Annotated in this window: 23 protein-coding genes; 10 read left to right on the top strand and 13 right to left on the bottom strand. The window is 64.9% G+C overall.

Going from position 1 to position 22,920, the window contains the following annotated elements; all coding sequences use genetic code 11:
* Nucleotide 1: 1 nt before the first annotated feature.
* Both WEB61_RS06485 and WEB61_RS06490 read right to left on the bottom strand, forming a co-directional pair.
* Complete coding sequence (locus WEB61_RS06485; RefSeq protein ID WP_368063517.1) at nt 2–748, bottom strand: DUF1499 domain-containing protein; 747 nt, start codon at nt 746–748, stop codon at nt 2–4.
* A gap of 65 nt (nt 749–813) precedes the next feature.
* Entirely contained in the window at nt 814–2,454 is a 1,641-nt protein-coding gene (locus WEB61_RS06490) for a 3-(methylthio)propionyl-CoA ligase (RefSeq protein WP_368063518.1), read from the bottom strand.
* Between the two features lie 199 nt (nt 2,455–2,653).
* Here WEB61_RS06490 and WEB61_RS06495 point away from each other — a divergent pair, with 199 nt between their 5' ends.
* The 3 genes from WEB61_RS06495 to WEB61_RS06505 all read left to right on the top strand — a co-directional run bounded on the left by WEB61_RS06495 (nt 2,654) and on the right by WEB61_RS06505 (nt 6,100).
* A complete protein-coding gene (locus WEB61_RS06495) occupies nt 2,654–4,111 on the top strand; it encodes an amidase (protein WP_368063519.1) in 1,458 nt (485 codons plus the stop codon).
* 187 nt (nt 4,112–4,298) lie between these two features.
* Nucleotides 4,299–5,684: an aminotransferase gene (locus WEB61_RS06500; RefSeq protein WP_368063520.1), complete on the top strand. Its 1,386-nt coding sequence runs from the start codon at nt 4,299–4,301 to the stop codon at nt 5,682–5,684.
* Nucleotides 5,684–6,100 (top strand): hypothetical protein, encoded by a 417-nt coding sequence (locus tag WEB61_RS06505; protein WP_368063521.1) that lies wholly within the window; start codon nt 5,684–5,686, stop codon nt 6,098–6,100. Before WEB61_RS06500 ends, WEB61_RS06505 begins: the two co-directional genes overlap by 1 nt.
* A gap of 307 nt (nt 6,101–6,407) precedes the next feature.
* Here the strand turns inward: WEB61_RS06505 and WEB61_RS06510 are convergent, their stop codons facing one another.
* Nucleotides 6,408–7,289, bottom strand: coding sequence for an alpha/beta hydrolase (locus WEB61_RS06510; protein ID WP_368063522.1), 882 nt, complete (start codon nt 7,287–7,289; stop codon nt 6,408–6,410).
* An 82-nt stretch (nt 7,290–7,371) separates the two neighbouring features.
* On the opposite strand from WEB61_RS06510, the gene WEB61_RS06515 reads away from it, so the two are divergent.
* Nucleotides 7,372–8,043: a TetR/AcrR family transcriptional regulator gene (locus WEB61_RS06515; protein WP_368063523.1), complete on the top strand. Its 672-nt coding sequence runs from the start codon at nt 7,372–7,374 to the stop codon at nt 8,041–8,043.
* Here WEB61_RS06515 and WEB61_RS06520 read toward each other — a convergent pair.
* The 4 genes from WEB61_RS06520 to pdxH form a co-directional block, all read right to left on the bottom strand.
* Nucleotides 8,021–8,776, bottom strand: a complete 756-nt coding sequence (locus WEB61_RS06520) for an SDR family NAD(P)-dependent oxidoreductase (protein WP_368063524.1) — start codon at nt 8,774–8,776, stop codon at nt 8,021–8,023. The genes WEB61_RS06515 and WEB61_RS06520 overlap by 23 nt on opposite strands.
* Before the next feature lie 10 nt (nt 8,777–8,786).
* A complete protein-coding gene (locus tag WEB61_RS06525) occupies nt 8,787–10,382 on the bottom strand; it encodes an AAA family ATPase (protein WP_368063525.1) in 1,596 nt (531 codons plus the stop codon).
* 10 nt (nt 10,383–10,392) lie between these two features.
* A complete protein-coding gene (locus WEB61_RS06530) occupies nt 10,393–11,331 on the bottom strand; it encodes a cation diffusion facilitator family transporter (RefSeq protein ID WP_368063526.1) in 939 nt (312 codons plus the stop codon).
* A 66-nt stretch (nt 11,332–11,397) separates the two neighbouring features.
* Nucleotides 11,398–12,024 (bottom strand): pyridoxamine 5'-phosphate oxidase, encoded by a 627-nt coding sequence (gene pdxH, locus WEB61_RS06535; protein ID WP_368063527.1) that lies wholly within the window; start codon nt 12,022–12,024, stop codon nt 11,398–11,400.
* Nucleotides 12,025–12,212: 188 nt separating this feature from the next.
* Between pdxH and WEB61_RS06540 the strand changes: the two genes are divergently transcribed.
* The 6 genes from WEB61_RS06540 (at nt 12,213) to WEB61_RS06565 (ending at nt 17,055) form a co-directional block, all read left to right on the top strand.
* Nucleotides 12,213–12,698, top strand: coding sequence for an RT0821/Lpp0805 family surface protein (locus WEB61_RS06540; protein WP_368063528.1), 486 nt, complete (start codon nt 12,213–12,215; stop codon nt 12,696–12,698).
* Nucleotides 12,699–12,723: 25 nt separating this feature from the next.
* Nucleotides 12,724–13,431, top strand: a complete 708-nt coding sequence (locus WEB61_RS06545; RefSeq protein ID WP_368063529.1) for a tetratricopeptide repeat protein — start codon at nt 12,724–12,726, stop codon at nt 13,429–13,431.
* Nucleotides 13,432–13,492: 61 nt separating this feature from the next.
* Complete coding sequence (locus WEB61_RS06550; RefSeq protein WP_368063530.1) at nt 13,493–14,380, top strand: DnaJ C-terminal domain-containing protein; 888 nt, start codon at nt 13,493–13,495, stop codon at nt 14,378–14,380.
* Between the two features lie 130 nt (nt 14,381–14,510).
* Nucleotides 14,511–15,350, top strand: coding sequence for an enoyl-ACP reductase FabI (fabI, locus tag WEB61_RS06555; protein ID WP_368063531.1), 840 nt, complete (start codon nt 14,511–14,513; stop codon nt 15,348–15,350).
* 99 nt (nt 15,351–15,449) lie between these two features.
* Entirely contained in the window at nt 15,450–16,532 is a 1,083-nt protein-coding gene (aroC, locus tag WEB61_RS06560) for a chorismate synthase (protein ID WP_368063532.1), read from the top strand.
* Nucleotides 16,525–17,055, top strand: a complete 531-nt coding sequence (locus WEB61_RS06565) for a hypothetical protein (protein ID WP_368063533.1) — start codon at nt 16,525–16,527, stop codon at nt 17,053–17,055. Before aroC ends, WEB61_RS06565 begins: the two co-directional genes overlap by 8 nt.
* Nucleotides 17,056–17,118: 63 nt before the next feature.
* On the opposite strand, the gene WEB61_RS06570 is transcribed toward WEB61_RS06565, so the two are convergent.
* From WEB61_RS06570 to WEB61_RS06595, 6 genes are all read right to left on the bottom strand, one after another.
* Nucleotides 17,119–18,366 (bottom strand): class I SAM-dependent RNA methyltransferase, encoded by a 1,248-nt coding sequence (locus WEB61_RS06570; protein ID WP_368063534.1) that lies wholly within the window; start codon nt 18,364–18,366, stop codon nt 17,119–17,121.
* Nucleotides 18,356–19,102, bottom strand: a complete 747-nt coding sequence (locus WEB61_RS06575) for a TlyA family RNA methyltransferase (RefSeq protein WP_368063535.1) — start codon at nt 19,100–19,102, stop codon at nt 18,356–18,358. The genes WEB61_RS06570 and WEB61_RS06575 overlap by 11 nt, the downstream gene beginning before the upstream one ends.
* 8 nt (nt 19,103–19,110) lie before the next feature.
* Entirely contained in the window at nt 19,111–21,060 is a 1,950-nt protein-coding gene (gene dxs, locus WEB61_RS06580; RefSeq protein ID WP_368063536.1) for a 1-deoxy-D-xylulose-5-phosphate synthase, read from the bottom strand.
* Nucleotides 21,061–21,134: 74 nt separating this feature from the next.
* Nucleotides 21,135–22,028, bottom strand: coding sequence for a polyprenyl synthetase family protein (locus tag WEB61_RS06585; RefSeq protein ID WP_368063537.1), 894 nt, complete (start codon nt 22,026–22,028; stop codon nt 21,135–21,137).
* Between the two features lie 11 nt (nt 22,029–22,039).
* Nucleotides 22,040–22,300, bottom strand: coding sequence for an exodeoxyribonuclease VII small subunit (locus WEB61_RS06590; protein ID WP_368063538.1), 261 nt, complete (start codon nt 22,298–22,300; stop codon nt 22,040–22,042).
* 26 nt (nt 22,301–22,326) lie between these two features.
* Nucleotides 22,327–22,920: histone deacetylase family protein (locus tag WEB61_RS06595; protein ID WP_368063539.1), on the bottom strand; the 594-nt coding region annotated here is incomplete at its 5' end.

Consider the following 22,920-nt stretch of genomic DNA (forward strand, 5'->3'; position numbering starts at 1 on the left):
CCTAACCCGCCGCCAGCTTCTTCTTCAGCGCATCGCGGAAGGTGCGGATGCGGTTGGCATTGGCGCCGAGATCGCTGATGCCGACGCGCGAGACCGAACGGATATCGACCGCGGCGCCGCCGTCGCGTTCGGCGACCCGTATAACGACGTCGTCCTTGAAATTCATCACCCGCGTCGTGGCGGTCGCTTCGATGAGGCCGGCTTCGGGGTTCATCGAGACGATGGCCCAGCCAAGGTCGCGCGCGGTTTCGACCGCCGCCTCGAAGACCTTGCCCGGTTGTGCGTCGATCGGAATGGTCGCGATGTCGGGATAGGCCTGCACCTGCAGTTCGGCGAGGTTCTCGGGTTCGGCGCGGGTAAGCGGATTGGTCCCCTCGCCGCGCAGCGCGGCGATGGCGTCGAATTGCGGCGGGTTGTCGAGATCGGTCGTGATGTCGTGAATGCCCGGCACCTGCGCCCCGGCCATGATCGCCTGCACCACCGGCGCGGCGACGAGGAGGCCGAGAACAAGGCCTGCGATCGCGAGCCGCGCGCCGCTGCGGTTCGAAACGAGCGTGCGAACGATGCCCGCCGCCGAAACGACGACGGCCACGAGGCCGATCGCGGCGGCAAGCGCAAGACCCCTGACCGCAATGCCGAAATGGAGCAGCTCGAAACGGTTGCCAAGAACGCAGACCGCCAGCACGACCAGAGCCGCGACGGCAATCCACAATCCCCATTTGGCCAGACGCGATTGCTGACGGTCCATGATGTCCTCCCCCTCGATACCGTTCGGGCGGACCCGTCATGGACCCGCCCGTCGTTCCCTCTACCTTACTCGGCGGCTGTCGCCGTCGGCAGCTTGTAGTCCTTGAACTGTTCGCGCAGCGCCAGTTTCTGAATCTTGCCGGTCGCCGTGTGCGGAATTTCCGTCACGAACACCACATCGTCCGGCATCCACCATTTGGCGATCTTGCCGTCCATGTAGCGCAGGATTTCTTCCTTGGTCGGCTTCTCGCCTTCCTTCGGAATGACGATCAGCAGTGGCCGCTCGTCCCATTTCGGATGGACGATGCCGATGACGGCGGCTTCCGTCACTTTCGGATGGCCGACGGCGAGGTTTTCGATCTCGATCGAGGAAATCCATTCGCCGCCCGATTTGATGACGTCCTTGGCGCGGTCGGTAATCTGCATGTAGCCGCCCGGATCGATGGTGGCGACGTCGCCGGTGTCGAACCAGCCGTCCTTGTCGAGGATGTTGCCGCCTTCGCCCTTGAGGTAGGCGCCGGCGATCGCCGGCCCGCGCACCATCAGGTGACCGAAGGCCTTGCCGTCCGACGGCAGCTCGTTGCCGTCATCGTCGGTGATCTTCATTTCGACGGTGTAGATGGCGCGGCCCTGCTTCACCTTGACGTCGATCTGCTTTTCGAGCGGCAGATCTTCCATGCCGGCCTTCAAGGCGCCCAGCGTCCCCATCGGCGACATTTCGGTCATGCCCCAGGCGTGGAACACCTTCACGTCGTAGTTCTTCTCGAAGATTTCGATCATCGAGCGCGGTGCCGCCGAGCCGCCGATGACGACACGGTTGAGCGCCGGCAGTTGCGCGCCGCTCTTTTCGAGATATTGCAGCAGCATCAGCCAGACGGTCGGCACGGCCGCCGTCACCGACACTTTTTCGCTGTCGAGCAGTTCATAGATGCTGGCGCCGTCCATATTGGCGCCGGGCATCACGATCTTGGCGCCGACGGCAGGCGCCGCGAAGGCGATGCCCCAGGCATTGGCATGGAACATCGGCACCACGGGCAGGATCGCGTCGGTCGACTTCATGCCGAGCGCGTCGCCCATATTGGCGGCCATCGAATGCAGCACGTTGGAGCGGTGCGAATAGAGCACGCCCTTCGGATTGCCGGTCGTGCCCGAGGTGTAGCAAAGCCCGCAAGCCGCGTTCTCGTCGACTTCCGCCCATTTGAAGTCACCCTTCTCCGCCTCCACGATCTCCTCGAAGCAAAGCGCGTTCGGAAGCTTCGTTTGCGGCATATGCGCCTTGTCGGTCATCACAACATAGGCCTTCACCTTCGGAAGCTGGTCGGCGATACCTTCGAGGATCGGCACGAAGGTGAGATCGAGGAAGATGATTTTGTCTTCGGCGTGATTGATGATGTAGACGAGCTGCTCGGCGAAGAGGCGCGGATTGAGCGTGTGGCAGACGGCGCCCATGCCCATGATGCCGTACCAGGCTTCGAGGTGGCGGGCCGTGTTCCAGGCCATGGTCGCGACGATGTCGCCCTCCTTGACGCCGAGCTTCGTCAGCGCCTGCGCCGCCTTGCGGGCGCGCAGATGTATGTCCTTGTAGGTCGTCCGCGTGATCGGCCCCTCGACCGAACGGGTCACGACCTCGCGGTCGCCGTGAAAACGCGCCGCATGATCGATGATCGTCGACACGCGCAGCGGCCAGTCCTGCATCAAACCCTTCATGGATCCGTCCCTCTATCCTGTGTGGCGTCCCCGCCGGGGCGGCCCCGGCATCGGCCCGTTTGCGGGCCTCTTTGCCGGGCAGTCTAGTGACGTTTTCCCCGCCTCACAACGGCCCGCCGCAGCGTTTGCCTTGCTTTCGGCCCGCCCCGCCCCTTCTAATAGGGCAACAAAACAACAGGATTTCAGGGGGGCTTTGCCGATGACCGATCTTCATTTCCGCTCGGCCAGCGATCTCGGGCGGATGATCCGCCGCCGCGAGGTCAGTTCGGCGGAGCTGACCGGGCATTTCATCGCGCGGATCGAAAAGCACGATCCGAAGATCAACGCCGTGGTGGCGCGGGACTTCGACGGCGCGCGCAAGGCGGCGAAAGAGGCCGACGCGGCGCAGGCCCGCGGCGAGGTCAAGGGGCCGCTGCACGGCCTGCCCTTCACCATCAAGGACGCCTATGAAGTCGCGGGGCTCGTCTCGACCGGCGGCAACCCGGCCTGGAAGGACCATGTGCCGTCCCGCAGCGCCACCTCCATCGAGCGGCTGCAGCGGGCGGGCGCCATCGTCTTCGGCAAGACCAACGTGCCCTATCTCTCGGGCGATTTGCAGAGCTACAACGACATTTACGGCACCACCAACAACCCTTACGCGCTCGAATGCGGACCCGGCGGTTCCTCGGGCGGCTCGGCCGCCTCGCTGGCGGCCGGTTTCACATCGGCCGAATTCGGCTCCGACATCGGCGGCTCGATCCGCACGCCGGCGCATCTCTGCGGCGTCTTCGGCCACAAGCCGACATTCGACATCGTGCCGAAGCGCGGCCATCTTTCGCCGCCGCCGGGCGCATTGTCGGAAGGCAATCTCTCGGTCGCCGGTCCCCTCGCCCGCAGCGCCGAAGACCTTGAACGCCTGCTCGACATCGCCGCCGGTCCCGACTGGGCGGACGCCATCGGCTGGAAGCTCGACCTGCCGCCCGCGCGCGCCAAATCCCCACGCGAACTTCGCGTCGCCGTCTGGATCGAGGACGCGTTCTGCGACATCGACAAGGAAAGCGTGGACCTCCTCACCAATGCTGCCAAGGCGCTCGCCGATGCGGGCGCCAATGTCGACTGGACCGCACGTCCCGATTTCACGCTCGCCGAAATCACCGAATGCTATCTGATCCTGCTTCATTCGGTGACAGGCGCAGGCATGCCGCAAAGCATCCGCGATCACTGGTCGGAAATGAAAAAAGGCTTCGCGCCGGACGACAAGAGCCACCGCGCTCTGCAAGCCATCGGCGGCACGCTCTCGATCGCCGAGCGCGCCATCTGGAGGGAGACACAGGCGCAGCTTCGCTGGAAGTGGCACCAGTTCTTCAAGAGCTACGATGTCGTCCTCGCGCCCGTGATGATGCGCCCCGCCTTCGAGCACAATCACGAAACCAACTGGCACAAGCGCGAACTCGACGTGAACGGCGTCGTGCGCCCCTATATGGACGTCCTCATCTGGGCCGGCCCCGCCGTCGTTTCCTACCTTCCCGCCTCCGTCGCGCCGGTCGGCATCACGAGTGCGGGCAAGCCCGTCGGCATCCAGATCATCGGCCCGCATCTCGAAGACCGCACGACCATCGCCGTGGCCAGCATGTTCGAGGAAATCCTCGGCGGGTTTAGGCCGCCGAAGGGGTATTGATCCATCCCTGAACGTCATTGCGAGCGAAGCGAAGCAACCCAGAAGGCGTCAATCTCAGTTTGCGCGGCTTTCTGGGTTGCTTCGGCCTGCGGCCTCGCAATGACGAACAAGGGGGCTTTGACACGCTTCCCCGCCCCTCCCATTATGGCCACAAAGCCGCACAGCATCTGACCCGAGGAGCTCCCCGATGAGCCTGTCCAACGCCGCCGTTCGCGACATCGAGACCGTGATCCATCCCTACACGAATCTCGACACGTTCCGCAGCACGGGCCCGATGATCATCGAGCGCGGCGAGGGCATCTATGTCTATGACAATGGCGGCAATAAATATATCGAGGGCCTTGCCGGCCTCTGGTGCACCTCGCTCGGCTACAACGAGCAGGAGCTGATCGACGCCGCCACCGAGCAGATGCGCCAAATCCCCTTCACCCATGTTTTCGGCGGCAAGAGCCATGAGCGCGCGGCGGAAGCGGCCGAGCGGCTCAAGGCCATCGCGCCGCATGCGGCCTCCAAGGTTCTCTTCTGCGGTTCGGGCTCGGAAGCCAACGACCAGCAGATGAAACTCGTCTGGTATTACAACAACGCGCTAGGGCGCCCGAGGAAGAAGAAATTCATTTCGCGCACCCGCGGCTATCACGGCGTCACCGTGGCGTCGGCCTCGCTCACGGGCCTGCCCGGCAATCACCGCGATTTCGACCTGCCGATTTCGGGCGTGCTCCACACCGACTGCCCGCATTACTACCGCTATGCCGAACCCGGCGAAACGGAAGACGAGTTCACGACGCGGCTGGCCAAAAACCTCGAGGACATGATCATCCGCGAGGACCCGGAAACGGTCGCCGCCTTCATCGCCGAGCCGATCATGGGCGCGGGCGGCGTCGTCATTCCGCCCGCCGGCTATTTCGAGAAGATCCAGACGGTGCTGCAGAAATACGACATCTATTTCATCGCCGATGAAGTCATTTGCGGCTTCGGCCGCACCGGCAACATGTTCGGGTCCGAGACCTTCAACATGAAAGTCGATTCCATTTCGGTCGCCAAGGCGCTGTCGTCGGCCTATTTCCCCATCGCCGCCGTCACGGTCGGCGAAGAGATGTATCAGGCGATGATCGACGAGAGCAAAAAGATCGGCATGTTCGGCCACGGCTTTACCTATACCGCGCATCCGGTCGGCGCGGCGGTTGCGGCCAAGACGCTGGAGATCTACGAGAAGCGCAACATTGTCGGCCATGTGCGGGCCCTCGCCCCGCACTTCGAGGCGCATGTCGCGCGTCTCGCCGATCATCCACTGGTCGGCCATGCCCGCGCCAAAGGTCTCCTCGGCGCCATCGAACTCGTCGCCGACAAGAAGACGAAAAAGAGCTTCGAGCCGAGCCTCGGTATCGGCGCCGCCGTCGTTGCTGCCGCACAGAAGCACGGACTCATCGTGCGGCCGCTGGCCGGCGACATCGTCGCCTTCTGCCCGCCGCTCATCATCAATGCCGAACAGATCGACGCGATTTTCGCGGCCATCGAAAAGGCGCTCGACGATGTGGAGGCGCGGGTCGGCAAGGAAGGCCTGCGCGCCGCCTGATGCCCGAGCTTCGCTATCAACTGACCTTCGAGGGCAAGGTCGCGCCGGACGACGACATGGGCGCGCAAATGACGATCGAGGCGACGGCGCCGATCCCGGCGGGCGTCGACGACGTGCTGCGCCAGAACGGTTCGTCGGCCTCCATGAGCGCCACGGTCGAAACGGATGAGTATGGCGGCTTCACCGAGACCGGCGAAATCCGCTTCGGCGCGGGCGTTATCCGCTATGTCTCGCGCGGCGAGGGCTTCATCGAGGAGACCGAAGAGCCCGACATCCAGCAGGGCTGTGTCATCCGCCGCATCGACGGCGGCAGCGGCATCTTCGAAGGCGCCACCGGCTACATCGCCTCGACCTTCACGGTCGATGAGGACGCCCGCTACCGCGACAGCCAGAGCGCGGTGATTTTCGCGGGGTGATTGTGCTCTCCCACCCTCCCCCTGTGGGGTGAGAGGCGGTTTTCGGAACGCAAACGAAAAGGTCCGGTGGACCTTTTCGAGCCTTGAACGCCCTGAGCCACGCGAAGGGCGGAGAAAATTCGCGCGTCAGCGAGAACAATTTCGGGGAGGGGTAAGCGAAGGATTGCAGCGCATAACCGGAAGCGCGCGCTTTGACGACAGCGGAGAACCCCTCCCCAAACGGGCTGCGCCCGTTTGACCCTCCCACAGGGGGAGGGTGGGAAGAAGAAACGGCCGAGTGGAAAGCCCCCTCAAACGTGCTGCCGTCCTAGCTCTTCAAATGCTCCGACAAAAACGCGATCTGGTCGGCGACGATCCGTTCGACCAGCGGCCGGTGATAGACGCTGAAATGATCGGCCGGGTAGTGCTTCGCAACGCCCTTCGGCGCCCGGCGTGCCACACGCGCGGCGACTTTCGGACTGATCAGTTCCTCATGATCCGACACGCAGACGAGCAGCGGACATTTGACGTCGCGCGCCCGCGCGGAGGCGTCGTAGCGGATGACTTCAAGTGCTGCTGCCGCCGCAACCCTGTTGTCGAACACATAACCGTCCGGCATCACCGAATGCCAGCCCGCATAGGCGCCGGGCACCGTCACGAAAGCGACGTCGCCGGGATGACCGACGATCTGTACATAGCGGCGGCGAAAGCCGAATGCGGCGCGCAGCGCGTCGGAAATAATCGGCCCGGTCAGCCGATTGAGCGTGCCGAACCCCGAGGCGAAGGCGGGCGCGCTCCCCTTCAGCACCGGGCATTGCACGACGGTCGCGGCGATGTCGTCGTCCGCCGCCGCCGCGACCACGGCATGGCTTGCGCCGAACGAGGTGCCCCAGAGCGCGACGCGCGCGCCATCGATTTCCGGGCGGCTCCGCGCGAAGGCAACCGCCGCGTGAACGTCGGCCACATGCTTGCGCGGGCTCATGATCTGGCGCGGCTCGCCGCCGGACTTGCCAAAATGGCGATAGTCGAAAGCCAGCACCGCAAACCCGGCTTCCGAGAACCAGCGCTCATACTGGTCGAGCTTCATTTCATGCGTGGCGCCGCCGCCATGGCAGAGCACGACCGCCGGATGCGGCCCCTCGCCGGCCGGCAACGTCAGCCAGGCCGCACAGCGCGCGCCGCCGGAAGGAAAATAAAGCTGTTCGGCCATTTGCCGCCCCCATCAAGTACGGTGTACGATAATGGAGAAAGAAACACGTACACTGTACTTAGTCAAGGGGCCCGACCGGAAAATGCCACCCCGCTCGAAATTCACCCGCGCGCAGCTTCAGGCCGCTGCACTGAAAATCGTGGACGAACAGGGACTTGCGGCGCTCTCGATGCGCACGCTCGCCGCCGCGCTCGGGACCGGCCCGATGACGATCTACAATTACCTGCGGGACCGTGAGGAACTCGACGCGCTGCTGGTCGAAGCGGTCGCGGCTGAAATCGCGATGCCGGAAACCGGCCAGGACGACTGGCGCGTCGATGTCCGCGCCGTCGTCGGCGCGATGTGGCAGACGGTGCGTGCCCACCCGCAGGTCATTCCGCTCATCCTGACGCGGCGCGTTCTGCACGAAGCGACGCTCGCACCGGCGGAAGCATTGCTGCAAGCGCTTGCGCGCAGCGGCCGGTCGGACGCGGACCTGCTCGCCGCCTTCCGCACCCTGTCGGGCTTTGTGATGGGGCTCGCGCAGGCGCGCCTTGCGGGACCGTTTTCATCCGATGACGCCAAGCCCGATCCGAATGTCGCCCGCGCGATGCAGCTTCCGCCCGCGCGGTTCCCGAAGATGATCGAGATTGCGGCGGCGGCCGAAAAGGCCGGCTCGGAGAGAGAGTTTCAGGCCGGGCTCGACATCATCATGGCCGGACTGGAAGCGAAGCCCGCATCGCCGGCAACGGCTAAACGTGCTGGCCGCCATTGATCTGGATTTCGGCGCCGTTGACATAGCTCGACTGATCCGTACACAGAAAATAGATCGTCTTCGCCACTTCCTCGGGCGTGCCGAGACGCCGCATCGGAATTTCGGCGACAATCTTCTCCGTCCCCGGCGAGAGGATCGCCGTGTCGATTTCGCCGGGCGCGATGGCGTTGACGCGGACACCGATGCGGCCGAACTCGGCGGCCATTTCGCGCGTCAGCGCCGCCAACGCCGCTTTCGAGGTGCCATAGGCGGTGCCCGCAAAGGGGTGCACGCGCTCGCCGGCGATCGAGGTGACGTTGACGACCGATCCCTGCGCCGCCTTCAATTCCGCCACAAGCCCACGCGCCAGCATGGCGGAGGCGAAGAAATTGACCTGGAAGACCTGGGTCCAGACGTCGAGCCCGGTCTCGAAAACGCCGAGCCGCGCCCCGCCCTCGCCCTTGGGCGAGATCGCCGCGTTGTTGACAAGCGCATTCAGCCGGCCGCCCTGGTCCTTCAGCCGCTCACGCATTTCGGCGATGGCGGCTTCGGTGTTTTTCGGGTCGGCGAGGTCGACCTGGATGTGATCCTCGGGACCCGCTTCCCAGGGGCAATCCTCGGGAAAGGGATGGCGCGAACAGGTGATGACGCGCCAGCCGGCGCTTGAAAAGCGTTTGACGGTCGCGTGCCCGATGCCCCGGCTCGCGCCGGTCAGGATCAGGGTCTTGCGTTCGTCGTTGGGGATTTGTGTCATGGGCGGCAATCTAGGCCCTGCCGCCCGGTTTGTCATGGCCGCAGGCTTTCGCCGCCCTTTCGAGCGTTTCGGCCGTGCTGCCCGAGGCATCGACCTTTTGCCAGTCCATCGCCCCGAGGTCGTAGGCCAATTGCTTCCGCAACACCGCGATGCCCGCATCGGACGGATCGCGGCCCTCCCGCTCGCGCGCCGCGACGCGGGCTTCGAGCACCGCCGCCGGCGCCTCGAGCCAGAGCCCCGCGAACGGCACGGCGAGATCGGCGGCAAGCCGGGCGGCGGCCGCGCGTTCCTCGGGCCGCGCGAAGACCGCATCCACGATGACGTATTGCCCCGCTTCGATCGCGATCCGCGTCAATCGCAGGGCTTCCTCATAGACCCGGGCACCGACCCCCGGCGCGTAGGCCGCCTCCGGCAGCCGGTCGAACGGCGCGACGGCGAACATCCGCTTGCGGATAATGTCGGTGCGCAGATGGATCGCCCCCGTCATGCCGCCAAGCGCGGGCGCCAGCGCCTTCGCGACGGTCGATTTGCCGGTGCCCGAAAGCCCGCCCATCGCGACAAGGCGCGGCGGCACCGGCTTCAGGACTTCAACGGCAAAATCGAGATAGGCGCGGGCGCGCTGACGCTTCTCCGCCGCCTTGCCGTTTCTCGCCTGCGCCGCCGTTACCTTGGCGCGGATGACGGCGCGGGTGCCCGCGAAGAGCGGCAGCAGCGCCAGCCCCTCCAGTGCCGGGGCGATGTCGGGGCCCGTCACATGGTCGAGATAGACGTTCAGCGCCCTGTTTGCATGGCGCGCAAGCCGCGCGTCGGCCCGTGCGCGAAACGACAAATCCATCAGCAGGAATGCCAGATCGTAGAGCATGTCGATGCGGGCGATGCTGTCGTTGAACTCGATACAGTCGAAAATGACCGGCTGCCCGTCGATCTCCGTCACATTGCCCAGATGGAGGTCGCCATGGCAGTGGCGGACGAAGCCCTTGTCGCGCCGTGCGTCGAGCAGCATGCGGTGGCGCTCGACAAGAGCGCGGCAGGCGCGGTCCACCTCGCTCACGGTCCCACGGTCGAATACCGGCCCGACCTGCGGTTCCATGTCGGCCAGATTGTCCTCGACGATTTTCAGGAAACTTTCGGCGCCCCCGGCCTCGCGGTGAATTTCGGCGCTGGCGTGAAACCGCGCCACATCGGCTGCCAGCGCCTCGACAAGCGAAAGGTCGAGCGTGCCGCGCGCCGCTTTCGTCGCCAGCAGCCCGTCGGCCGCGAAACGCTTCATCTCGACCAGCCAGTCGGCGATCTCGCCCTCCCCGCCATCAAGACGAAAACCACCCGCCGCCGTCCGGCGCACCGGCTTCACCGCCAGATAGATGCCGGGTGCGGTTCGCCGGTTGAGCGCGACTTCCGTTTCGCAGGCCGCGCGCCGCTTTTCGACATCCGAGAAGTCGAGAAAGGTGAAGCGCACCGGCTTTTTCAGCTTGAAGGCGCGGGGACCGGCCAGAAAGACATGCGAAATATGGGTTTCGACATGCTCGACCGGCGTTTCCGGCGGCAGGTCGTAAGACTCGGGCCGCAGAAGAAATTCGACGAGCGCCTTGTCGGTTGTCTCGGTCAATGGGCCGGCCTCATGCCCGTTCGAGGCGCGTTGGCGTTTCGAGGCCGGCCGGGTCCTGATGGACGATCACCTCGGAACCCGGAAAGGCCGTCATTACCTCGCGCTCGACCTCGTCGGCGACGCGGTGCGCTTCCGTCAGCCGCATCGCGCCGTCCATTTCGAGATGGAATTGGATGAAGGTGTGGACGCCCGAGGCGCGCGTGCGCAGATCGTGCAGGCTGATGACCTCGGCATGCGCCAGCGCGATTTGCTTGATCCGCTCGCGCTCCTCGTCCGAGAGCTCGCGGTCCATCAGCTGGTTGAGCGCGGCGCGGACGATTTTCGTCGCGCTCCAGGCGATCAGCGCCGCGATGATGATGCCGAAGAGCGGGTCGGCGCGGTGGAAGCCGAACATGCCGGAGAGGATCAGCGCGGCGATCACCGCCAGGTTCATCATCAGGTCGCCGCGGTAATGGATCGAGTCCGCCTCGATGGCGAGCGACTGCGTGCGGGCGACGACATGGCGCTGATAGGCGACGAGGCCCAGCGTGACCAGAATGGCTGCGACCGTGACCGCGATGCCGACTTCCGACTGCGCAACCGGCACCGGGGCGAGCAGGCGCATGACTGCCGCGACCACGATGTAGCCTGCCGAGGCAAATATAAAGAACGACTGCCCGAGCCCGGCCAGCGCCTCCGCCTTGCCGTGACCGAAGCGATGCTCCTTGTCGGCCGGCGTCAGCGCGTGACGCACTGCGAAGAGGTTCAGAAGCGAGGCGGCGCCGTCGAGCAGCGAGTCGAAAAGCGTGCCCAGCATCGCAATCGATCCGGTCATCCAGAAGGCGACCGCCTTGATCGCGACCAGCGTGACCGCGACCGCAACCGCGGCATAGGTCGCCCGGCGCATCAGGCGTCCGTTATGGGCGTCGGAACCGGGGATAAGTTTTTTTGTCGGGCCGTCCGCGTTCATCGATAATGCCGCTCAATCTGGTTTGTGACAGTTTTATGACAGTTCCGTGACAGAGGGGGGGGGTAATCAGGGAAAAAGCCGTGCCGTGCGCCATGCCGCGCCGTCGGTTTCGCGCTCGAAAACCAGCCTGTCATGCAGCCGGAAGGGCCGGTTGCGCCAGAATTCGATCCGTGCCGGGACGATCCTGAATCCCGACCAGTGCGGCGGCCGCGGCACCTTCCCCAAGCCGAATTTCATCGCATATTTCGCCACTTCGCGTTCTAGTTCGAAACGTCCCTCGAGCGGGCGCGATTGCCGCGACGCCCAGGCACCGATCTGGCTGTCGCGCGCGCGCGTCGCGAAATAGGCGTCCGCCTCTTCCGCGCTCACCGCGCTGACCTGCCCGCGCACGCGCACTTGTCGCCGCAAGCTCTTCCAGTGGAAGCAAAGTGCAGCCTGCGCATTCTCGGCGAGTTCGCATCCCTTGTCGCTTTCGAGATTGGTATAGAAAACGAAGCCGCGCGCGTCGACATCCTTCAGCAGTACCATACGCACATCAGGCAGACCCGATTTGTCGGCGGTCGCCAGCGCAAACGCATTCGCGTCCTCCGGCTCCCTGGCCCGGGCAAGTTCCATCCATTCGCGAAACAGCGCAATCGGATCGTCGGAAGTGAATATCTCGGCTTCATCCGCCTCGGCGGTCTTGTCGCTCATCGAAATGTCCCGTTTCGGTGCCGGCGGCGCGGAATGGCCGTTCCGGCGCTGTTCAGCGGCGCCAATGCTCCATTCTCGCCACAATCGCTGTCTTATATAGCGCAGTTCTTATATGGTTCCGGAGAAGGATTTTCCGCTTCGGGCCGTGAATGTGGCGGGCCTCCGCCAAAACGACAGGATGGAATGGAATGAAGATTGTCAAAGCAATTGCGATCGGCGCCATGGCGCTGGCTCTCGCTGCTTGCGATCAACAAGGCGGCTTCGGCGGCGCAGGCACCAAGCAGACGATCGGCACGGTTGGCGGCGCGGTCGCCGGCGGTCTTGCCGGCTCGCAGATCGGCGGCGGTTCGGGCCGGCTCTGGGCCACCGGTGCAGGTGTGCTGCTCGGCGCGTTGGTCGGCAGCGAAATCGGCAAATCGCTCGATCGCGCCGACCAGGCCTATTTGGGCCAGACGACCTACAACGCCCTCGAGACCGGCCGCACGGGTCAACCGGTTCAGTGGCGCAATCCGGACTCGGGCAACTACGGGACGGTGACACCTCAGGCCGCACAGCAATATAGCGGCCAGACCTGCCGTGAATATTCGCAAACGATCTATGTCGAAGGACAGAGCCAGACGGCCTATGGCACGGCTTGCCGTCAGCCCGACGGGTCGTGGCAAATCCGGAACTGATTCCACGTTGGGCGGGCCGAAATTCATGAGCCAGTTTCGGCCCGCTTGCTACTTCGCCGGCATCGCTCTGACGGCGGCACTTGCCTTTCCACACGGCGTATCGGCGCAAGGACCTGGTACGACGGTGCGCGACCGGCTCGAGCAAAGCGATGCAATGGCACGCCCCGACAGCGACCGGTTCAATGAGGGTGTCGCCGCCTATGACGCCGGCAATTACAAACGGGCATTCGACATCTGGCTACCGCTGGCGCAGCGCGACGATCTCGCCGCGATGCGCAATGTCGCGCTGTTGCTGCGGCAGGGAAAAGGCGTCGAACGCAATCCGGAACGCGCACTTTATTTTTACGAGCGATCCGGCCGCGCCGGGTTTGTCGCGTCCCAGGTCAATTCGGCCTTCATGTATCTCGACGGCGACGGTATTCCGCAGGACTACAAGAAAGCCTCCTTCTGGTTTCATGCCGCCGCCCTGGCCGGCGTTCCGGTCGCCCGCTACAATCTCGGTGTGATGTATGAGCGCGGCCTTGGGGTCGAGAAAGATCCCGCCCGCGCACTCGCCTGGTACACGCTGGCGGCGCGCGCCGGCCATGCGCAAGCGCTCGATCGCCTTGCTGTTCTGGTGCCGCACCTGCCCGGCCCGACGCCACCCAGCGAAGCGGATGCCGCACTCGGCGCAACGGCCCCCGCACCCCCCGCGGCCGAGCTCGACCGGCTCGACGGCGGCATCAATCCTTAACCAATTCGTATCGTCGCGGCGGTTATTCTTCGGTTTTCACCTGGGCGGAGAAGCGGGCGCCGTGCGCGATCCTTACGAAATTCTGGGGCTTGCGCGGGACGCAGGCAATGCCGAGGTCAAGGCGGCCTACCGCCGGCTTGCAAAACGCCTGCATCCCGACGCTCAGAGCGAAGGCAATGCGGCGCGCCAGCAGGCGCGCTTCCAGGAGGTGACGGCCGCCTACAATCAGCTCAAGGACGACGCCGCGCGGCGGCGTTTCGAGGCGGAGCGGCGCGCGGCAGCCGGCGCGTCCCGGATGTCCGCGTTCGAGGAAACCATGCCGCGTGGCGCTGGCGATCATCCGGCGTCGGAAGACATCTTTTCCGAACTCTTCGAGGGCATTCGCAGTGCCGGCAAGCGCGTCTTCCGCGCCCGCGGCGACGACCAGACCTATCGTCTGACTGTCAGCTTTCTCGAGGCCGCCAACGGCGCCCGCAAAAGGGTGCGCCTTACGGGCGGCAGGATGCTCGAGGTCAATGTTCCCGCCGGCATCGACGACGGTCAGCAGGTCAGGCTGCGGGAACAGGGCGGTGACGGCCATGGCGGCGCCCCCGCCGGCGATGCAATCGTCACCATCGCCGTCGATCCCCATCCCCACTTCCGGCGCGAGGACCGCGACATCCACCTCACCCTGCCCGTAAGCCTTTCGGAGGCCGTGCTGGGCGCGCGCGTGGACACGCCCACCATTTCGGGGCCGGTTTCGCTTTCAGTGCCAGCAGGCTCGAATACCGGCACGAAGCTGCGCCTGAAGGGACGGGGAATCGCGGCCGAAGGCAGCCCTGCGGGCGACCAGTACGTGACGCTGGCGCTTGTCCTGCCCGACGCCCCGGATGAGGCGCTGCGCGACTTTGCGGCGACTTGGACCGGCGGCGCTAAACACAATCCGCGCAAGGATTTTTCGGATTTCTGATCCGACATGAATCGACATGATTCGTGAACTGGCCGAAGGGCCGGAATCCGGGCCTTTTTTGTTCGACCGCTATAGGCTTTTGTGTAGGATGCGCGACTATTTTCGGCCAGAGAATAAAGACGGGGAAGCAATGAACGAAGCCACCAGCATCACCGGCGCTGCCATCAAGGGCAGCCTGATGGCGGGCAAACGCGGCCTCATCATGGGGGTCGCCAACAACCGATCGATCGCCTGGGGCATCGCCAAAGCCTGCGCCGATCAGGGCGCCGAACTGGCCTTTACCTATCAGGGTGACGCGCTGCTGAAACGGATCATGCCGCTGGCCGAGTCGGTCGGGTCGAACCTCGTCATGCCTTGCGACGTCACCGATGCGGCCAGCATGGATGCCGTTTTCGAGCGCCTGTCGAAGGAATGGGGCAAGCTCGATTTTCTCGTCCATGCCATTGCCTATGCCAACAAGGACGAGCTCGACGGACGCTATATCGACACGTCGCTCGAGAATTTCACGGCGAGCCTTGCCATTTCCTGTTACTCGTTCACCGCCCTTTGCCGCCGCGCCGAACCGTTGATGACCGATGGCGGATCGCTCGTCACGCTCACCTATTACGGCTCGGAAAAGGTCATTCCGCATTACAACGTGATGGGTGTCGCCAAAGCCGCGCTCGAAGCCAGTGTGCGGTATCTGGCGGTCGATCTCGGACGCAACAACATTCGCGTCAATGCGATCTCGGCCGGGCCGATCAAGACGCTGGCGGCCTCCGGCATCGGCGATTTCCGTTACATCCTCAAATGGAACGAGCTCAACGCGCCGATGAAGCGGACGGTGACGATCGAGGAGGTGGGCAAGACCGGCCTCTATCTTCTTTCCGATCTGGGATCCGGCGTCACCGGCGAGGTCCATCATGTCGACGCGGGCTATAACGTGATCGGCATGAAGGCCGAGGACGCGCCCGATATGAGCATCGTCTGAAATTCTCCTGTAAGGTTTGCTTCGGAGATTTGCCCGGATTCGCCGGGGGTCTCCTGACAATTGCAAGGGCGGGCCCGCCGGGGGTCGCATTTCGGGGCCATGTCGCACAATACGTTCGGCCATCTTTTCCGCGTGACGACCTGGGGCGAGAGCCACGGGCCGGCGCTCGGCTGCGTGGTCGACGGCACGCCGCCCCGCCTTGCACTGAAGACCGAAGACATTCAGCACTGGCTTGACCGCCGCCGGCCCGGCCAGTCGCGCTTCACGACGCAGCGGCGGGAGCCCGACACCGTCAAGATCCTTTCCGGAACCTTTGTCGAGGACGGGCTTGAGCTCACCACCGGCACGCCGATTTCGCTGATGATCGAGAATGTCGACCAGCGCTCGAAGGACTATGGCGATATCGCCGAAAAGTTCCGACCGGGTCATGCCGACTTTACCTATCTGTCGAAATACGGCATCCGCGACTATCGCGGGGGCGGACGCTCGTCGGCCCGCGAAACGGCAGCGCGCGTAGCGGCGGGCGCGATCGCACGGGCCGTGTTGCCTGGGGTGTCGATCCGCGGCGCGTTGGTGCAGATGGGCTCGCACAAGATCGACCGCGCCAACTGGAATTGGGACGAGACCGAGCGAAATCCTTTCTGGTGCCCGGATGCGAAGGCAGCCGCGCTATGGGAGGACTATCTCGACGGCGTCCGCAAGCAAGGCTCGTCCTGCGGTGCGGTGATCGAAATTGTTGCCTCGGGGGCGCCTGTCGGGCTCGGCGCGCCGATCTACGGTAAGCTCGACGCCGAGCTCGCGGCGGCAATGATGAGCATCAATGCGGTCAAAGGCGTCGAGATCGGTGAAGGATTTGCGGCCGCCGCGCTCTCGGGCGAGGAGAACGCCGACGAGATGCGCGCCGGAAACAACGGTCCGCTGTTCACGTCCAACCATGCCGGCGGCATCCTTGGCGGCATTTCGACCGGACAGGACATCGTGGTGCGCTTCGCGGTGAAACCGACATCCTCGATCCTCAGTCCCCGCAAGACGGTGACACCCACCGGCGAGGAAACCGAGATCGTTACCAAGGGGCGTCACGACCCTTGCGTCGGTATCCGCGCCGTGCCGGTCGGCGAGGCGATGATGGCGTGCGTACTGGCAGACCATTGGCTGAGGCACCGGGGACAGAACGGTGAGTGACACGCGGCAGACAGTCGCCGCCCCGCCGGCGACGCTGACTGTCAGCTATGCCAGGGAAAAAGGCGAAGGCATCGTCTATGGCGGCGTCCTGATTGCCGGCGTTTTGGTGCTTCATGCGATCGCGCGGGCACCGACGATTGCGACGCTCGGTACGCTGCTCGTGCTCTATGTCGCGCTTTATCACTGGCCTTATGTCAGGCGCGACCGCCGGGCGATGGAGATTTCCCCGGTTGGCCTCGTCATCGACAGGTTGGGGCGGTTGCCATGGAATGCCATTTCCGGCATGGAAGTGATCAATCGCTATCTGCGCACCATCCGCAATGCCGAATTGCGGATCGATTTGCGCCGCCCGCTCGAAACCGCCGTGGAAGATGCCGCGCAAGTGCATCCGCTGCGGCGCCTGATGTATCGCTGCTGGCGCAAGACCGGCCCGCAGCAGATCACCGTCAAGCTCAACACGCTCGATGCGAAACCCGAGCAAATCCGCGCCGCAATCGCGCAATATGCAAACCGTGCCGTCTGAGCCTGCTCAGGCGGACTTCCGGCGCCATATTCAGGACGCGCCGGCGCGCTGCCATTGGCGCTCTCAATCCCTCGCGAAAATACCCACCAGCTCAATGTGGGGCGACCAGAGGAATTGATCCACCGGCGTCAGGCGGGTCAGGCGATACCCTCCATCAATCAAGGTACGGGCGTCGCGGGCGAAGGTTGCCGGACTACAGGACACGGCGACGACGACCGGCACCACTGATTTTGCCAGTTCCGCTGCTTGCGCCGCCGCACCGGCGCGCGGCGGATCGAAAACCACCGCATCGAAAGCCTTCATTTCGACGGCCAGCAACGGCCGGCGCATCAGATCGCGGGTTTCGGTCGTTACCGGCTTGAAGCGGAGAGCGGGGCCCTGCTCGCGCACGGCGCGGGTGAGAGCGGCAAGCGGGGCGGCCTCACTCTCGACGGCATGAATGGCGGCCTGCGGCGCCAGCGCGGCAGTGAACGTGCCGCAACCCGCGAACAGATCGGCGGCCCGCCCGGCATCGCCGACCCCTTCGCGCACAAGCCGAACCAGTGCAGCTTCGCCCTCGGCCGTCGGCTGACGGAAGGCGCCGGGCGGAGGGATCACCGTCATGCCGGACAGATCGATCAATGGCGGGCGCCGTTCGGCAACGATTTCACCGTCCCATGACAGGCGCGCCAGATCGGCGATCGCCGACTGTTTCGCCAGTTCGGCGCGCAGGGGCCCATCAAGCGCCTTGCCACCCGTCACCGCCACGTCGAGACCGCTTGCCGTTGCCGTCACCAGCAGCGAGGCCCGGGCATTGCGCGAGAGGCCATGGCCGATCAGCACACCGAGCGCCGGAAGCGCACGCTCAATCTCCGGCACCACCAGCGGGCATTCCAGAACGGGGACAATCGTGTGGCTTGCCTTCTCGTGATAGCCGAGCGTCAGCGTTTTCCGGCTGCGCGTCGCAGCGAACGTGGCGCGACGGCGACTTTGCGGAAGCGCGGGCACAAGGGCGTCGATGTCGGCGACGAGCCCGCGCGGCCGCAAGGCGGCCTCGACCTGGGCGCGTTTCCATGCCGCATAGGCGGGTGGCGCCATGTGCTGGAGCGCGCAGCCGCCGCAAACGGTGAAATGCCGGCACGGCGCCGCCACCCGGTCGGACGATGCCTCAAGCACCGCGACGAGAGCCGCGCGGCCCTCGCCCTCGGGGCGGATACGCACGCGCTCACCGGGCAGAACATAGGGTACAAAAAGCGGGCCTGCCGGCGTCTCGGCGATGCCGTCGCCCTGCGCCGCGAGAGTGGCGATCTCGACCTCGATCTCAGCGGTCATTGCAGGCCGCCAGCAGGAATTCCCTGTTCCCGTCGCCACCTTCGATGGGGCTCGGCACAATACCAACGACGCGCCAGTTCATTTCCTCCTCGAGCCAACGGGAAATCTCCCGGCAGGCTTTCTCGTGCAACGCCGCGTCGCGCACGATGCCACCCCTGCCGACATTCTCCGGCCCGACTTCGAATTGCGGCTTGATCAGCGCAACGAGAGATGCGCCGGGTTCGGCCAGCGCCAGCGCCGATGGCAACGCCTTGCGGAGCCCGATAAAACTCAGATCCGCGACGATGAATTCGATGCGTTCGGGCATATTTTCGCGCGTCAGGTCTTTCACATTCAGTCCTTCAATGGCGCGAACACGCATATCGCCCGCTATTTCCGGCGCAAGCTGGCCGTGACCGACATCGACCGCGACCACCTGTGCCGCACCGCGCTCAAGCAGCACTTGCGTGAAACCGCCTGTCGAAACGCCGAGATCGAGACAAACGAGGCCCGACGGGTCGAGCGCAAAACGCTCAAGCGCGTGGCGCAGCTTCAAGGCGCCCCGCGACACATAGGGATGCTCGGGCGCCGTCAGTTCGATTTCATCGGCGTCGCCGACGAGATCGGCAGGTTTCGAGGCCGGCTTGCCGCCGACACGCACATGACCGGCGCGGATCGCGCCCTGCGCGCGGGCGCGCGTCGGGGCCAAGCCCCGCTCGACCAACGCAAGATCGAGGCGGCGTTTCTCGTGTGACATCGGCGTGCTCAGACGAGCTTCGGCAAGGGCTGAGGCGCGATTTCGGCCATGTCCGCGATTTGCCGTTCAAGCCCCAGGGCCATCAGCGCGGTTTCGACGATCTGCGGTGCATTGAGGCGTGCCAGATCATACATCTTCTCGGGCTTGTCGTGGTCGATAAAGATATCGGGCAGCGCCATCGGCCGGACCTTGAGGCCGCGATCGAGCGCGCCGGAACGGGCCAGAAAATCAAGCACATGGCTGCCGAAGCCGCCGACCGATCCTTCCTCGACCGTGATCAGCACCTCATGTTCGCGGGCAAGCCGCGCCACCAGTTCTTCGTCCAGCGGCTTGGCGAAGCGCGCATCGGCGACAGTTGCCGAAAAGCCCAGCGCGCCGAGCTGATCGGCGGCTTTCAGTGCTTCCTGAAGCCGTGCACCGAAGGAAAGGATCGCCACTTTCGTGCCTTCGCGCAGGATGCGGCCCTTGCCGATTTCGAGCGGCGTGCCAAATTCCGGGAGTTCGAGGCCGATGCCCTCGCCGCGCGGATAGCGGAAGGCCGACGGCCGGTCGTCGATGGCCGCCGCCGTCGCCACCATGTGCATCAGCTCCAGTTCGTCGGCTGCCGCCATGACGACAAAGCCCGGCAAACAGGCAAGATAGGCAACATCGAAGGCGCCGGCATGGGTCGGACCATCGGCGCCGACAAGCCCGGCACGATCGATGGCGAAGCGGACCGGCAGGCGCTGGATCGCAACGTCATGCACGACCTGATCGTAGGCGCGCTGCAGGAAAGTCGAATAAATGGCCGCAAACGGCTTGAACCCTTCCGTCGCGAGACCGGCCGCAAAGGTGACCCCGTGCTGTTCGGCGATGCCGACATCGAAAGTGCGCGTCGGGAACCGCGCGCCGAAAAGGTCGAGGCCGGTGCCGGAGGGCATCGCGGCGGTAACGGCGACGATTTTGTCGTCGCGCGTGGCCTCGGCGATCAGGCTTTGCGCGAAAACCTTGGTGTAGCTCGGCGCATTGGCCGGGCTCTTGGCCTGCGCGCCGGTGATAACGTCGAATTTCGAGACGCCGTGATACTTGTCGTCGGCGGCTTCAGCCGGCGCGTAGCCCTTGCCCTTCTGCGTCACGACATGAACGAGGATCGGTCCTTCGCCCGCATCACGCACATTTTTCAGCACGGGCAGCAGGTGATCGAAGTTATGACCGTCGATCGGGCCGACGTAGTAACAGCCGAGTTCCTCGAAAAGCGTCCCGCCCATCGCCATGCCGCGCGCATATTCCTCGGCGCGGCGTGCGCTTTCCTCCAGCCGCTTCGGCAGAAGTTGCGCAAGCTGCTTGGCCAGATGACGCATCGAACGATAGGCGCCGCCGGAAAGCAGGCGCGCCAGATAGGCACTCATTGCGCCGACGGGCGGCGCGATCGACATGTCGTTGTCGTTGAGAATGATGATCAGGCGGCTGTCCATCGAGCCGGCATTATTCATGGCCTCATAGGCCATGCCCGCGGACATGGCGCCGTCGCCGATGACGGCAACGACATTGTTGGTGCCGCCCTTGAGGTCGCGCGCGACGGCCATGCCGAGACCGGCGGAAATCGATGTCGACGAATGCGCCGCGCCGAAGGGGTCGTATTCGCTTTCGGCGCGTTTCGTGAAGCCCGACAAGCCGCCGCCCTGACGCAGCGTGCGGATGCGATCGCGACGGCCGGTCAGAATCTTGTGCGGATAGGCCTGATGGCCGACATCCCAGACGATGCGGTCTTCCGGCGTGTTAAATACATGATGCAGCGCGACGGTCAGCTCGACGACGCCGAGACCCGCGCCCAGATGGCCGCCCGTTACCGAGACGGCGTCGATCATTTCGGCGCGCAATTCGTCGGCGAGCTGGCGCAGATCGCTTTCGGGAAAAGCGCGCAAATCCGCCGGGCTGTTCACCCGGTCTAGCAATGGGGTCGCTGGTTTGCTGCTCAACACTCACCTCGGCCGGCGCGGAAGCCGGATAGGGGCCAGACAAGGGCCCGGGCCCTGACGACGAACCGGCGACCCTAGTTGCGGCGCGTTATAACGAAATGCGCGGCCTGACGCAAAAGGTCGGCTCTTTCGTCAAATAAATCAAGATGTTGGACGGCCTGCTCGGCGAGCATACGGGCCTGCGCGCGGGCCCGGTCGGGGCCCAGAATGGAGACGAAGGTTGCCTTGCCGGCGGCTTCATCCTTGCCGGTCTTCTTGCCCATGAGAACGGGGTCGCCTTCGGCATCCAGCAAATCGTCGGCAATCTGGTAGGCGAGGCCCATATCGTGGGCATAGGCGTGAAGCGCATGTTCGGCCTCGACAGAGGCCCGGCCAAGCACGGCGCCGGCCTCGCAGGAAAAGGCAATCAGCGCGCCTGTCTTCAACAGTTGAAGCCGCGTGATGCCGCCGATATCGAGCGGCTTTCCCTGACTTGCCAGATCGATCATCTGACCGCCGACCATGCCGTGTGCGCCGGCCGCGGCGGCGAGACGCCGCACCAGCTCGACCCGGACGCGGGCGCGTTCATGGGTTGCCGGATCGGCGACGATCTCGAAAGCGAGCGTCAGCAGCGCGTCGCCGGCCAGCATCGCCGTCGCTTCGTCGAAGGTCTTGTGGACAGTCGGCCGGCCATGGCGCAGATCGTCGTCGTCCATGCAGGGCAGATCGTCATGAACCAGCGAATAGATATGGACGCATTCGACCGCGGCGGCGGCACGCAGTGCGGATTCCGAATTCACGCCGAAAAGCCGGGCGCTCTGGGTTACCAGAAAGGGGCGGAACCGTTTGCCGCCGCCAAGCGCGGCATAACGCATGGCTTCCGTGATACGGATTTCCGGTCCTTCGGCGCGCGGCAGCAGGCGGTCGAGCATCCGTTCGACATTGCCCGCATGGTCGGCAAGTGCGGCATCGAAGGGAGAACCGGTCATTGGCCGGGCGCTCAATCGACGTCGAGCGGCGCGGTGCCGACCGGCTCGCCATTGGCCGAAAGCGTGATCTTCTCGACTTTCGCCTCGGCCGCCTTCAGCCGCGCCTCGCAATGGGCTTTCAGCGCGGTGCCGCGCTCATAAAGCTCGATCGATCTTTCGAGCGGCGCCTCGCCCGATTCAAGCTGGCCGACAATCTTTTCGAGCTGGGCGAGCGCCTCCTCGAAGCTCAGCTTCTCGATGTCCTTGTGAGCGTCGGCCTTGGCAGCGGACATGGGTTGTTCCTTTTCCTTCCGGATTTTCAGGCGGCCAGCATCAGGGCCCGGACATGCGCGCGCGTGCTTGCGGCCAGCGCCTCCAAGTCATAACCGCCCTCAAGCGCGGAGACAACGCGGCCGCCGCAGAGCGTGTCCGCCAGCTTGACCAGTTCGCCTGTGACCCAGCCGTAATCCGCCTCGGTCAACCGCAGATTTGCGAGCGGATCGGCCATATGCGCATCGAAACCCGCCGAAATGAAGATGAAATCGGGGCGGAAATTCGCCAGCGCCGGCAGGACCGCACCGGTGATGGCGGCGCGGAATTCGGCCGAGCCGGCGCCGGGCGGCAAGGTGCGGTTCAGGATGTTGCCGAGCCCGTGCTCGCCGGCCCGCCCCGTTCCGGGATAGAGCGGCCATTGATGCGTCGAGGCGTAGAAAAGCGACGGGTCGGTCTCGAAGGCGGCCTGCGTGCCGTTGCCGTGATGGACATCGAAATCGACCACGGCCACGCGCGCACAACCATGCGCCATGCGGGCATGCTGCGCAGCGATGGCAATGTTGTTGAAGAGACAGAAGCCCATCGGCGTTTCGGGCTCGGCGTGATGGCCGGGCGGGCGCACGGCGCAGAAGGCGTTGCG

Origin of the sequence: Parvibaculum sp., from assembly GCF_040882025.1 — a bacterium.
Taxonomy (GTDB): domain Bacteria; phylum Pseudomonadota; class Alphaproteobacteria; order Parvibaculales; family Parvibaculaceae; genus Parvibaculum.